Source organism: Streptomyces sp. NPDC045431, from assembly GCF_040646655.1.
GTDB lineage: Bacteria > Actinomycetota > Actinomycetes > Streptomycetales > Streptomycetaceae > Streptomyces.
On the sequence record NZ_JBEZAQ010000023.1, the window covers coordinates 22,281 to 35,244 of the forward strand.

The 12,964-nt window shown below is 71.4% G+C and carries 10 protein-coding genes; 5 read left to right on the forward strand and 5 right to left on the reverse strand.

Features of this window, described 5'->3' with window-relative positions; genetic code table 11:
• Positions 1–39: 39 nt before the first annotated feature.
• The 3 genes from AB0A69_RS30325 to AB0A69_RS30335 form a co-directional block, all read right to left on the reverse strand.
• Entirely contained in the window at positions 40–1,011 is a 972-nt protein-coding gene (locus AB0A69_RS30325; protein WP_361428674.1) for a DNA-3-methyladenine glycosylase 2 family protein, read from the reverse strand.
• Positions 1,012–1,065: 54 nt separating this feature from the next.
• Entirely contained in the window at positions 1,066–2,148 is a 1,083-nt protein-coding gene (locus AB0A69_RS30330; RefSeq protein ID WP_361428676.1) for an NDP-sugar synthase, read from the reverse strand.
• Between the two features lie 110 nt (positions 2,149–2,258).
• Positions 2,259–3,749: a peptidoglycan recognition protein gene (locus AB0A69_RS30335; RefSeq protein ID WP_361428678.1), complete on the reverse strand. Its 1,491-nt coding sequence runs from the start codon at positions 3,747–3,749 to the stop codon at positions 2,259–2,261.
• A gap of 138 nt (positions 3,750–3,887) precedes the next feature.
• On the opposite strand from AB0A69_RS30335, the gene AB0A69_RS30340 reads away from it, so the two are divergent.
• The 4 genes from AB0A69_RS30340 to AB0A69_RS30355 all read left to right on the forward strand — a co-directional run bounded on the left by AB0A69_RS30340 (position 3,888) and on the right by AB0A69_RS30355 (position 10,035).
• Positions 3,888–4,640 (forward strand): TIGR03089 family protein, encoded by a 753-nt coding sequence (locus tag AB0A69_RS30340; RefSeq protein ID WP_361428680.1) that lies wholly within the window; start codon positions 3,888–3,890, stop codon positions 4,638–4,640.
• Between the two features lie 213 nt (positions 4,641–4,853).
• The gene (locus tag AB0A69_RS30345; protein WP_361428682.1) at positions 4,854–6,236 is read left to right on the forward strand and encodes an LCP family protein; all 1,383 of its coding nucleotides are present in this window, start codon (positions 4,854–4,856) and stop codon (positions 6,234–6,236) included.
• 199 nt (positions 6,237–6,435) lie between these two features.
• Positions 6,436–8,271 (forward strand): LCP family protein, encoded by a 1,836-nt coding sequence (locus tag AB0A69_RS30350; RefSeq protein WP_361428684.1) that lies wholly within the window; start codon positions 6,436–6,438, stop codon positions 8,269–8,271.
• A 30-nt stretch (positions 8,272–8,301) separates the two neighbouring features.
• On the forward strand, positions 8,302–10,035 hold the full coding sequence (locus tag AB0A69_RS30355) for an LCP family protein (RefSeq protein WP_361428686.1): 1,734 nt from the start codon (positions 8,302–8,304) through the stop codon (positions 10,033–10,035).
• 72 nt (positions 10,036–10,107) lie between these two features.
• On the opposite strand, the gene AB0A69_RS30360 is transcribed toward AB0A69_RS30355, so the two are convergent.
• A complete protein-coding gene (locus AB0A69_RS30360) occupies positions 10,108–11,124 on the reverse strand; it encodes a glycosyltransferase family 2 protein (RefSeq protein ID WP_361428688.1) in 1,017 nt (338 codons plus the stop codon).
• A 236-nt stretch (positions 11,125–11,360) separates the two neighbouring features.
• On the opposite strand from AB0A69_RS30360, the gene AB0A69_RS30365 reads away from it, so the two are divergent.
• On the forward strand, positions 11,361–12,728 hold the full coding sequence (locus tag AB0A69_RS30365) for an LCP family protein (RefSeq protein WP_361428690.1): 1,368 nt from the start codon (positions 11,361–11,363) through the stop codon (positions 12,726–12,728).
• A gap of 19 nt (positions 12,729–12,747) precedes the next feature.
• Here the strand turns inward: AB0A69_RS30365 and AB0A69_RS30370 are convergent, their stop codons facing one another.
• On the reverse strand, positions 12,748–12,891 hold the full coding sequence (locus AB0A69_RS30370; RefSeq protein WP_361428692.1) for a hypothetical protein: 144 nt from the start codon (positions 12,889–12,891) through the stop codon (positions 12,748–12,750).
• Positions 12,892–12,964 lie beyond the last annotated feature (73 nt).

Sequence of the window (12,964 nt, forward strand, 5' to 3'; positions counted from 1 at the left end):
AGGCCCTTCGCCCCCCGGGGGCCGCACAGGGGCCCTGCCTCACAGGGTCGTGATGTTCCTCGGCGTCATCCTTGGGGCGCGGCGTGGTGGGGTGTGGCCGCTCAGGAGGATGAGGCGGGTGGCGCGGTGGCGTTGGCCGGCGTAGGGGGTGAGGAGTTCCAGCATGGCCGCGTCGTCGGCGGCGCGGTTGTCCGCCAGGGCGTGGCCCACGATGCTCGGCAGGTGGTAGTCGCCCACCGTGACCGCGTCGGGGGCTCCGTTGGTGCGTTGGACGACCTCGGCGGAGGTCCAGGGGCCGATGCCCGGGATCAGTTCGAGGCGCTGCTGGGCCTGGTCGGGGGGCATGGTCGCCGCTTCCTCCAGGCGGCGGGCCACGCGGACCGCGCGCAGGATGGTGGCGGAGCGCTTGGCGTCGACGTTCGCGCGGTGCCACTCCCAGGACGGGATGAGCGCCCAGGTGCGGGGCTCCGGCATGACGTACAGCCGGTCGTTCGGGCCCGGGGCCGGCTCGCCGAAGCGGCGGACCAGGACGCGCCAGGAGCCGTACGCCTCGTCCGTGGTGACCTTCTGCTCCAGGATCGACGGGATCAGCGACTCCAGGACCAGGCCGGAGCGCCCCAGCCGCAGGCCCGGGCGGCGGCGGAGCGTCGCGGCGAGGAGGCGGTGCCTGGGGGTGAAGAGCGACGGGTCGTCGTCGGCGCCGAGGAGCGACGGGAGGCCGTCGAGGAGCCAGTCCGCGCCCGGGCCCCACGCCTCCGCCTCCACGCGGCCGCCCCGTACCGCGACCTTCAGCGTGCCGGGGCCCGCCGGGGTGCGGCTGGCCCGCCAGACCGCGCCGTCCGGTGACGTGCGGAACGTGGGGTCGCCCGGGCCCCGCCGCAGCGGGGACAGCACCAGCGGCACGTCCAGCGGCCACGGCGGCGTCCAGGTACGCGTCCGGGCCACGGAGCGCGGGCCGGACGCCTGGGCGGGGATCGGGCTGCGCGGGCGGGGGGCGTATCGGCCGGCCACGGGGAGAGTCCTTCGGGGGTTGGGTGCCCTTCGAGACTAGCCCCCCGGCCGCCGCTACTGGTCCGACGAGAAGCGGATCGAACCGTCCGGGATGTGTGCCGCGCACCACACCCGTACGCCGTCGCGCAGCTCGTTGTCCGCGCCCACGTGCGCGCCGTCGCCGATGACCGCGCCGTGCAGCACCGTGCGCGCCCCGATCCGCGCGCCCTCGCCGATCAGCGAGTCCGTGACGACCGCACCGTCCTCCACGACCGCGCCGTCCAGCACCGCGCTGCCGTCGATCCGGGCACCCGCCCCGACCGTCGCGCCCGCGCCGACGACGGTGCCGCCGGTCAGCTTGGCGTCCGTGGCGACCGTCGCCGTCGGCAGCACCAGCCGGTCGCCGCAGCGGCCCGGCACGGCCGGCGACGGGGCGCGCCCCAGCACCAGGTCGGCGGAGCCGCGCACGAACGCCTGCGGGGTGCCGAGGTCCAGCCAGTACGTGCTGTCCACCATGCCCTGGAGGTGCGCGCCCTCCGCCAGCAGGTCCGGGAAGGTCTCGCGCTCGACCGAGACGGGACGCCCGGTCGGGATGGTGTCGATGACGGAGCGCCGGAAGACGTACGCGCCCGCGTTGATCTGGTCCGTGACGATTTCCTCGGGCGTCTGCGGCTTCTCCAGGAAGGCCGTGACGCGCCCGGTCGGGTCGGTCGGTACGAGCCCGAAGGCGCGCGGGTCCTCGACGCGGGTGAGGTGCAGCGAGATGTCCGCGCCCGACGACCGGTGGGTGTCCACCAGCGCCCGGATGTCCAGGCCCGTCAGGATGTCGCCGTTGAAGATGAGGACCGGCTCGTCCGGCCCCGAGTGGAGGCGCGAGGCGACGTTGCGGATGGCTCCGCCCGTGCCGAGCGGCTCCCGTTCGGTGACGTACTCGATGTGCAGGCCGAGCGACGAACCGTCGCCGAAGTACGGCTCGAACACCTCGGCGAGGTACGAGGTCGCCAGCACGATGTGTTCGACGCCGGCCGCCCGCGCGCGGGCCAGCTGGTGCGTGAGGAACGGCACGCCGGCCGCCGGGACCATCGGCTTGGGTGTGTGGACGGTCATCGGCCTCAGCCGGGTTCCTTTGCCACCGACCAGGAGGATCGCTTCTGTCACCAGTCGTCTCTGCTTCCTGCTGGGGCCGGTCGATGGAGGGAACACCGGTCATATGACCGATACGACCGCACAGTGTATGCAGACCGTTCGGTACAGCCGTCCCCGGTTCGTCAGCGGCCCTGGTACTTGGCCGACGAGGCCCGGGCCGTGCCGAGCTTGCTGTAGAGGCGGTCACCCGGGCAGTCGGTCGAGAACCCGTCTCTGTGCCCGGAGATGACGTTCAGCTTGACTTTGGTTCCCTTCGGATAGAGGTTTCCGCCGCCGGACGTCAGTGTCGTCTTGGCCCGTGGGTCCTTGCCGTGGAGGCCGAGCTTCCACGCCGTGAGCCGGGCGACGGCCGTCACCGAGGCGGCGGGCGGCGTGCTGGAACTGTACGTGCCGAGCACGGCGATGCCCATGCTGTTGCTGTTGAAGCCCAGGGTGTGCGCGCCCATCACCGGCTTGGCCACGCCTCCTGCCCGGCCTTCGTAGATGTTTCCGCACTTGTCGATGGCGAAGTTGTAGCCGATGTCACGCCATCCGCTGCTCACGACGTGGTAGCGGTAGATACTGCGGAGGACGGAGGGCGCCTCCTTGCAGGTGTAGTTGTTGCCGGTGGCGCTGTGGTGCAGGAACGCCGCCTGGACGGACTTGGTGTAGACGAAGTCGCGTTCGCGCAGCTTCTCGTCGGCGCCCCAGCCCTTGCGGGTGATGATGCGGGGGCGCGGGCCGATGAACGGCTTCGCCACGACGTCGGCGTCGGTGCCGGTGTCGAGGCTCGCCTCGGTCTCCTCCTTGGTGAGCTCGGGGATTTCGAGGGCGCCGATGGCGGCGAGGTCGGCGTTGACGGCGGAGCTGGCGGCCTCTTCGGGGGTGAGGACGGAGCCGGAGGTCTGGTCCTGGTTGGGGTCGGCGCCGTTGGCTGTGCCGGCGCCCGTGCCGGTGTCGGTGGTGGGCGTTCCGGTGTCTGTGCCCGTGTCTGTGCCCGTGTCTGTGCCGGTGCCGGTGCCGGGGTTCGGGGTGGTGCCGGTGCCCGTGCCCGTACCCGTGCCCGTACCGGTGCCGGGGTTCTCCGGGCCGGGGGCCGGGGTGGCCGGGGCGGGCGGCGGGTCGTCGCCCGGGTCGACGAGCTCGATGCGCAGGCCCCTCGGCAGCGGCGCCGCCGAACCGCCTGCGCGGGGCGCCTCGGACCGTACGCGGACCTCCACGCCGTCCGAGTCGCCCACCCACAGCGGCGCGGTGGAACCGCGCACCGAGGCCGCCTCGCGCTCCGGTGTGCCGAGGTCGGCGGCGTGGGCGTGGTTGTGCGTCTCCACCGCCTGCCAGCCGGACCACTGTCCGGTGCTGGTGGCGCGGGTGCGGACCTGGACGGTGCCGTGCAGTTCGTCGTCGGGGTCGTCCCAGACCACGCCGACCAGCGAGAACGGTCTGACGTCCCGTTTCAGCAGCCCTTGCTGGGGCACGCCCGGGGCCCGTTCGGCGGTGAGGGGCACCAGGGGGAGGGACTGGGTGGAGCCGGGCAGGGACGCGTCGTCGGCGCGGGCGTCGCCCGACAGCGGGGGCAGTACGAGGGCGGCGGCGGCGCACGCGACGCCGATCGAGGATGCAAGGAAGGCACGCATGAGCTGATCGTGGACATTCCCGGCGTGATGCGCTTCTCGGGGAAACACCCTGAAAAGTGACGGTCCATCGGTCCGGACGATGGACGGTGTCACCGGGACGGCCGCACACCCGGGTGCCGCGCGCGTACGCTAACGCGGGTGAACGCAAGCGACCGTACCCCCGCCGACCTGCTGCGTTCCGCGCTCGCCGCGGACCCGGCACGCCCCTTGGTCACGTACTACGACGACGCCACTGGTGAGCGCGTCGAATTGTCCGTCGCCACCTTCGCCAATTGGGTGGCCAAGACAGCGAACCTGCTCCAGGACGGGCTCTCCGCCGAGCCCGGTGAGCGCGTCGCGCTGCTGCTGCCCGCGCACTGGCAGACCGCGGTGTGGCTGCTCGCCTGCGCGTCGGTCGGCGTCGTCGCCGATCTGGACGGCGACCCCGCGGCCGCCGACCACGTGGTCGCCGGGCCCGACCGGCTCGACGACGGGCGCGCCTGCCGCGGCGAGCGGCTCGCGCTGTCCCTGGCCCCGCTCGGCCGCCGCTTCCCGACGGCGCCGGAGGGGTACGACGACTACGCCGTCGAGGTCCCGACGCAGGGCGACGTCTTCCGTCCGTACGCGCCCGTCGACGCGGACGCGCCCGCGCTGACCGTCGCCGGCGCGGAGCTGACGGGCAGCGACATCGTGGAGCGGGCGCTCGCCGACGCACGGCAGTTCGGGCTGCGGGCGGGGTCCCGGCTGCTGTCCGGACTCGGGTACGACACCTGGGAGGGCGTGTCGGCGGGGCTGTACGCGCCGCTGGCGGCGGGCGCGTCGGTCGTGCTGTGCCGGAACCTCGACCGGTTGGCGGCGGACGCGCTGGAGAAGCGCGTCGAGAGCGAGCGCATCACGCACCGCGCCCTCTGACCCACCGCGTACGCCGGATCCTGCCGAATACGTCGGATCCTGCCGAATACGTCGGAAGTGCACCCGTCCGGCGCACGGTGCGCCCGCTCCCCCGGGTCCCGGGGCCGACTCCGATGGATGATCGTCACAGAGGAACTCGCTCCACCTGGCTCCACCGCGATCCACCTCGATCCTCCATCGATCGGCCCGACGGCACGAAGGACGGACCACGACGTGACGGACAGCACTGGCACGCCCGCCGAACCGCCCCGCCGGGGCGGATCCGAGCCGCCGCGTGCCAGTGCCCCGTCGAAGAAGCGCAGGAAGAAGCGCCCGCGCGCCGCTGTCGCACCGGTCACGTCCACCGCGTCCACCGCGTCCGCCGCGTCCACCGCGTCCGCCGCGTCCACCGCACCCGCCGCGCCCGCCGCGCCGCCGCCCCCCACCGGGGGCCCGGTCCGCCGCTGGTTGCGCTGCGGCGCCTTCGGGGCCGCGCTCCTGGTGCTGGGGGCGGCAGGGGGCGGCTGGTGGCTGTACCAGAAGCTGGACGGCAACATCACCACCGACACCTCCGCCGCCGCCGAGCTGGAGCGGTACGAGCGGGAGCGGCCCTCCTCCCTCGTGCGCGGGGCGCGGAACATCCTGCTCATCGGCTCCGACACCCGCGTCGGCGACGGCAACGACGAGTACGGCAACGACAAGGACGGCCAGCGCTCCGACACCACGATCCTGCTGCACCTGGCGGCCAACGGGCGGGGGGTGACCGCCGTTTCGCTCCCGCGCGACCTCATGGTGGACATCCCCGCCTGCGGCAAGCGGAACGGTACGCGCACGCGGCCGCAGTTCGCGCAGTTCAACTGGGCGTACCAGCTCGGCGGTACGGCGTGCACGATCCGCACCGTCGAGAAGATGACCCGCATCCGCATCGACCACCACATGGTGATCGACTTCCGCGGGTTCAAGGACATGGTGGACGCCGTCGGCGGCGTGCGCGTCTGCGTCACGGAGCCGATCGACGACCCGGACGCCCGCATCACGCTGAAGCCCGGCGCCCGGACGCTCCGAGGTGAGCAGGCCCTCGGCTACGTACGGGCCCGCAAATCGCTGGGCAACGGCAGCGACACCGAACGCATGGACCGCCAGCAGCAGTTCCTGGGGGCGCTGGTGAACAAGGTGCAGAGCAACGGCGTTCTGCTCAATCCGGCGCGGCTCTACCCGGTGCTGGACGCCGCCACCAAGTCGATCACGACCGATCCGGGGCTGGACTCCCTGAAGGACCTGTACGACCTGGCGCGCGCCCTGCGGAGCGTACCGACGGAGAAGGTGCAGTTCCTGACCGTGCCTCGGCAGCCGTACAGCGCCGACCCGAACCGCGACATGCTCGTCCAGCCGAAGGCCGACACCCTCTTCAAGCGGCTGCGCGACGACGCGCCGGTCGTGGTGGTCCCCTCCGACCGGCGGTCGGGCCGCGGGCAGGGCGACGGGGACGAGGACAAGTCGTCGAGCCCGTCCGCGACGCCGACGTTCGCGGGGACGAACGCGGCCACCGGGGCCTGTGGGCAAAGAACAGGCAAGGGAGTGGGCAAAAGTGGGGGCAACGGGGGCGGCGGTCTATGACGATTGGGCGGAATGCCCGGTTGTAAGGGCCGTGGAATTTGTCACGGGCGTCGCCCGGCGCTGAACTGAGCGGATAGTGTGACGCGATCCGGTTGGTGAGACAGACCGCGAGGTCGCGCACAACCGGTTTTTCGAGCCGAGCGTCTCCTTTCCGGGGGAGGGGCGTCTCGAGTGGCACCGACGGAGGACTCAAGCAACCGTGGATGCGCAGAGCCGTGGGCGGGTGGACGACATCGACCCCGCAGACCAGTGGGTACTCAACCCCGACACCGGCAACTACGAACTGCGACTGGGCGAATCCACAGAGCAAGCCAAGGTGGCCCAGCCCCGTGGCTCGCGTGGCTCGCGCGGCTCCGGCAGCGCCCGCGGTGCCGGAGCCTCCGGCACCACCAGCGGAACCAGTGGCTCCAGTAGCTCCAGCGGCTCCCGTGGTTCTCGTGGTTCCCGAGGAGCCTCCTCCTCCACTTCCCCGGGTTCGGCGACCTCAACCGCCCCCGGCCGCTCGGTTCCGGGCCAGCGCGGCCGACGCAGCGCCAACGCCGCGGACGGCGGCGGCAGTGGCCGCCGCAAGCGCAAGCAGAAGCAGTCCGGCAAGAAGAAGGCGCTGCTGTGGACGGCGGGCGTCATGGGCGTCGTCGTCGTCGGGGCGTCGGTCGGCGTGTACCTCATCTACGACCGCCTCAACGGCAACCTCAACACGGTGGACGTCGGGGACGCGGCCAGCGGCGGCTCCCTGAAGGACGGGCCGCTCAACATCCTGCTCATCGGGTCCGACGTGCGCACCGGTGAGGGCAACGAGAGCTACGGCAACCGGGAGAACACCACCGGTCACGCCGACACGACGTTCCTCTTCCACGTCTCCGAGGACCGCACCAACGCGGCGGCGATAAGCATTCCCCGCGACCTGAAGATCGACATCCCGGACTGCCCGACGAAGCAGCCGGACGGCTCGACCAAGGTGATCCCGGGGTCGCCGGACACGAAGTTCAACGAGAGTTACGGCGTCAACGGCCGTGACCCGGGCTGCACGATGCGTACGGTGAAGCAGATCACCGGGGTGCCGATCGACCACTTCATGATGGCCGACTTCAACGCGGTCAAGACGCTCACCACCGCGATCGGCGGCGTGGACGTCTGTCTGACGAAGCCCATCAAGGACAAGGACTACTCCCAGCTGGACCTGTCCGAGGGGAAGCACACCCTCCAGGGCGAGCAGGCCCTCGCCTTCCTCCGCAACCGGCACGGGCTCGGCAACGAGAGCGACCTCGACCGGATCAAGATGCAGCAGCAGTTCGTCGCGTCGATGATCCGGAAGATGAAGGAAGACACCCTAGGCAGCCCGAAGAAGATGCTGGACCTCGCGGACGCGGCGACCAAGGCGCTCACGGTGGACAGCGGCATCGGCGACATCCCGAAGCTGACAACCCTCGCCAAGGAGCTCGGCGGGATCAACCTCAAGAACATCTCGTTCATGACGGTCCCGGTGAAGGACAACCCGGCTGAGACGGTGAAGGCGACCGTGGTCCTCGACGAGACCAAGGCGCCCGACGTCTTCCGCATGCTGCAGAATGACGTCTCCTTCACCGAGGTGAAGAAGAAGGAGAAGGAGAAGGCCGCGGAGGCCAAGAGCAAGCAGGCCGCGCTGCTCAACGGCCCCCGGGCCGAGGCTTCCGACGTACGCGTCGACATCTACAACGGCAGCGAGACCTACGGTGCCGCGCAGTCGACGCTGCTCTGGCTGCAGAACAGTCAGGGCGTGCTCAAGTCGACGAACAAGAGCAACGCACCTGAGAAGATCGCCAAGACGACACTGGAGTTCGCTCCGAACCAGGCCGATCAGGCCCGCAAGCTCGCGGACTTGATGGGGCTGCCCGCCACGGCGCTGAAGCAGGGGACGCAGGACGCGCAGGGGCTTCAGGCGATGGTGCTGACGCTCGGCGGCGACTTCAAGGGCGCAGGGGTGCCCATCGCCGCTCCGACGAAGGTGCCGGACGTGGAAAAGGTAGAGGCGGACAAGCAGGTATGCGCTCAGTGACGCGTACCTGACGTGACAGGGGGACCTGGGGTGGGACAGAGCCGCGTACGCGGGGAGGGGACACGACACCGCGTACCGCACGCCCGTGACCTCGGCTGGGACGACAGCCTCTACGAGGAGGACGGGACGAGGAAGGAGGGCGCCCCCGGAGCCACCGGTGCCGCCGGTGCCCCCGCCGGTGACGGCGACGGCGCGCCCGGGTCCTCCCCTGCCGCCCAGCAGGGCGAGAAGACGGGGACGGCGAAGGCCAAGGCCACGGGCACGGGCACGGGCAAGAGCACGGGGAAGCGGCGCGTCGGGCGCTGGGTGGCCGCCGTGCTGGCGCTGCTGATACTCGGCACGGCCGGCGCCGGTTACGTGTACTACGAGCACCTCAACAGCAACATCAAGAAGGACAAGCTCAACCTCGGCAAGAACAAGATGGCCGAGCACAAGGTGAACGCCGCGGGCCAGACCCCGCTCAACATCCTGCTCATCGGCTCCGACGCCCGCGACTCCAAGGAGAACCAGGCGCTGGGCGGGGCCAGGGACACCTTCAACAGCCCCCCGCTCGCCGACGTGCAGATGCTCATCCACCTCTCCGCCGACCGCAGCAACGTCTCCGTGATCAGCATGCCGCGCGACACCATGCTGAAGATCCCGGAGTGCACCGACCCCGAGACCGGCAAGGTGTACCCGGCGCGGCAGTGGGCGCAGACGAACGAGTCGCTCGGCCGCGGCGGCCCCGGCTGCACGGTGGCCACCTGGTACGAGCTGACCGGCATCACCATCGACCACTTCATGATGATCGACTTCGCGGGTGTGGTGTCGATGGCGGACGCCGTCGGCGGCGTACCGGTGTGCGTGGACAAGAACATCCACTCGCGTACGCGGGACGGCAAGGGCTCCGGTCTGAAGCTCCCGAAGGGCACCCACCCCATCCAGGGCGAGCAGGCGCTGCAGTGGCTGCGTACGCGGTACGGCTTCGGCGACGGCAGCGACCTGTACCGGGCGCGCGCCCAGCACATGTACATGAACTCGATGGTCCGGGAGCTGCGCGCCAACGCCAAGCTGACCGACCCGAACAAGCTGCGCAAGCTCGCCGAGGCGGCGACCGAGGCGCTCACCGTGGACGAGGGCCTCGGCACCATCACCAAGCTGTACGACCTGGGGCAGGAGCTCAAGAGCGTCCCCACCGAGCGCATCACGATGACGACGATGCCCAACGTCTACTCGACGCGCCTACGGGGCAAGGTCGAGCCCAAGCCGGGCGAGGCCGAGCAGATCTTCGAGATGATCCGCGAGGACATCCCGCTGGACGGCAAGGCCTCCAAGCGCAAGAAGCCGGCCGCCTCCAAGGACCCGGCGGCGCCGGTCGGCGAGACGGAGGTGATGGTGCAGAACGGCACCTACACCCCGCAGCTGGGATCGTCGAAGGGGCGCGCGACCGAGATCGCCGGGGTGCTGTCCGGCAAGGGCTACACGCGGGCGAAGGCGGACGCGGCGACCAATCCGCAGGCGAAGACGCTCGTGCGGTTCCCGAGCGCGGAGCTGGAGGGTGACGCGCAGGCACTCGCGAAGGCGCTCGGCATCCCGGCCTCCGCGGTGAAGAAGTCCGCCGACGTCACGCGCATCACGCTCGTCGTGGGCGCGGACTGGCGGGAGGGCGACACCTACCCGAAGTCGGCGGGCGCCGCGGAGGGCAAGACCCCGCAGTCGGCGAACCCGCTCAGCGCGGGCGACACGACGAAGTGCATGGAGGTCGACCCGAACTTCACCTGGTAGGGCGACCGGCACGGCGAAGGGCCCCGGGGCGACTGCTCCGGGGCCCTTCGCCGTACCACCGACCTATGGGGACTAGCGTGCGAGCACCGCCGGGCGGCGGCTCGCGATGACCTTCTTCGCCAGCGAGCGCGGGCTGGTCAGGAAGCCGTACCCCCACGACATGTGCATCGTCGCCAGCGCCACCGGGATCTGGAGGCGGGCCTTCAGCGGCAGGCCGCGGCCCGCCGGGAGGGAGCCCGCGACGATCGCCGCGAGGTAGCCGCCGGGGATGACGAAGCCCAGCGGGGTGAGGGTCGCGCCGACGACGACACCCGCCGCGATGGCGCAGACGGCCGTCGGCGGGGCGAGGTAGCGCAGGTTGATGGAGCCCTGGTGGTAGCGGGCGACGACGTGGCGCCAGCGGCCGTAGTCCTTGTACTGCTTCGCCAGCGCGCGCACCGAGGGGCGGGGGCGGTAGCTGACCTTGAGCTCCGGCGAGAACCAGATCAGGCCGCCGGCCTCGCGGATGCGGAAGTTCAGCTCCCAGTCCTGGGCGCGGATGAACTCCTCGTTGTAGCCGCCCTGCTGTTCGAGCGCCTCGCGGCGGAAGACACCGAGGTAGACGGTCTCGGCGGGGCCCGCCTCGCCGCCGGTGTGGAAGGCGGCGTTGCCCACGCCGATCTTCGACGTCATGGCGGCGGCGACCGCGTGCTCCCAGTCGTTCTCGCCCTCGGCGTGCATGATGCCGCCGACGTTCTGCGCGCCGGTCTCCTCCAGGAGGCGGACGGCGGTCGCGATGTAGTTCGGCGAGAGCATGCCGTGCCCGTCGACGCGCACCACGATGGGGTGGCGGGACGCCTTGATCGCGGCGTTGAGGGCCGCGGGGGTGCGCCCGGTGGGGTTCGGCACGGTGTGGACGCGGGGGTCTTCCCGTACGAGCTCGGCGGCGATCTCGTCCGTGCGGTCCGTGGACGGGCCGAGGGCGATCACCACCTCCATCTCTCCGTCGTACTCCTGCTCGAGGATGTGACGGACCGAGGTGCGCAGATGCCGCTCCTCATTGAGGACCGGCATGATCACGGAAACCGGGGGCGGAGGCGTGGCGTTCATATCGCCCGCCACGTTACCGCGAACGGGGGACACCGGTGCGCGCCGCCCGGGCGATGCGGGCGGGCGCTGATCGTATGGGCCTACTGTGCTCATGATCCCCCTGTACGCCCGCGGAGGTGTCCTTCGTGCCCACGCCGCCCCGCCGTCCTGCCGGCCCCAGGCCTCCCGTGCCCGGGCGACCGCGACGGCCGGAGCCGGCGCCGCCGCCGCGGCCGGTGCCGCGGCCCCGGTGGGGCATGCGGATGGTGACGACCCTCTCGGTGCTGGTGCTGGGCGTCGGCGGGATCGGCCACGCCGTCGTGACCAGCCTCGACACCGGCATCGGCCGGGTGGACCCGTTCCGCGACATGAAGAACCGCCCCGCGCCCGGCCACGGCACGAACATCCTCGTCGTCGGCACCGACGGCCGCGACAAGATCACCCCGGCCGAGAAGCAGCGGTATCGGCTGGGCGGTGCCGGGTGCCGCTGCACCGACACGATCATGCTCGTCCACATCTCCGCCGACCGGAAGCGCGCCAGCACGGTCTCGCTGCCCCGCGACTCGTACGCCGAGATCCCCGAGCACACCGACGCCCGCACCGGTGAGCGGCACCCCAAGCACCCGGTGAAGCTGAACGCGGCGTACGCGGAGGGCGGGCCACAGCTGACCGTACGGACCGTGGAGCACATGACCGGCGTGAAGGTCGACCACTACCTGGAGGTGGACTTCACCAGCTTCATGCGGACCGTCGACGCGGTCGGCGGGGTGCGGATCTGCACCGCCAAGCCGATGAAGGACGCCTACACCGGCCTCGCCCTGCCCGCCGGCACGCACGAGCTGAACGGCGGCCAGGCCCTGCAGTACGTACGCTCCCGCCACATCGACGGCGCCTCCGACCTGGGCCGGATGCAGCGCCAGCAGCGGTTCCTGGCGGCGCTGATCGACCGGGCGACGAGCGAGGGCGTGCTGCTGAACCCGGTGCGCTTCCAGGAGGTCGTGGGCTCGGTCCTCAGCTCCGTACGAGCGGACGAGGGGTTCCGTACGGAGGAGATGCTGGCGCTGGCGAAGGCGATGCGCGGCTTCAAGGCGGCGTCGTCGGAGTTCACGTCCGTGCCGGTCGCGCAGGCGAGCTTCCCGGTGAGGGGGCTCGGCTCGACGGTGCGGTGGGACCCGGTGAAGTCGAAGAAGCTGTTCCGGGCGCTGCGCGAGGACAAGCCGCTCGCGCCGTACGCGGCCCGCAGCTCGGTGCGCAAGAAACTCGTGGAGGTCTCGCCCCAGCAGATCCGGGTGCAGGTCTACAACGGCACCCGCGTGCACGGCCTGGGCGCGCGCGTCGACTCGGCGCTGCGGGGGACGGGTTTCCGCACGACCCGTACGCCGCTGAACTGGGCGCGGCGCGACGTCCACCGCACCATCGTCTGGTTCGACCCCCGCTGGGACCGCTCGGCCCGCTCCCTCGCCACGGCCCTCCCGGGCGCGGAACTCCGCCCGGTCCCGGGCCAGGGCGCCCTGCTGAAGGTGACGGCGGGCGCGAACTTCACGGGCGTGGTGCCGGTACGGGCGGAGAACGCCTTCCAGGGCGAGTTCGGCGTGGTGACGGGGGACCAGGTGATCTGCGGGTAGGGGGCTGGGCGTCAGCCGGCTACTTCCTTTTCCTGGCCTGTACGACTCCGAGGATGACGAAAGCCAGGACGGCGATCCCGAACAGCACCCAGAGGGGGATGCCGTCGAGCCCCTTGTAGGCCAGCGGACTGGCACCGCCGACGGCGATGTCGGAGAGCATCATCGGCCTCCCCTCTTTCTGCCCCTGATGACAAGGAGTAGGCCGATCGCCAGGCCTATGACGAGGACCGCGACAG

Coding starts and splice junctions, on each gene's coding strand:
- AB0A69_RS30335 (WP_361428678.1), bottom strand. CDS start 3,749: ATGCGTGCCTTCCTTGCATCCTCGATCGGCGTCGCGTGCGCCGCCGCC.
- AB0A69_RS30360 (WP_361428688.1), bottom strand. CDS start 11,124: ATGAACGCCACGCCTCCGCCCCCGGTTTCCGTGATCATGCCGGTCCTC.
- AB0A69_RS30365 (WP_361428690.1), top strand. CDS start 11,361: ATGCGGATGGTGACGACCCTCTCGGTGCTGGTGCTGGGCGTCGGCGGG.
- AB0A69_RS30370 (WP_361428692.1), bottom strand. CDS start 12,891: ATGATGCTCTCCGACATCGCCGTCGGCGGTGCCAGTCCGCTGGCCTAC.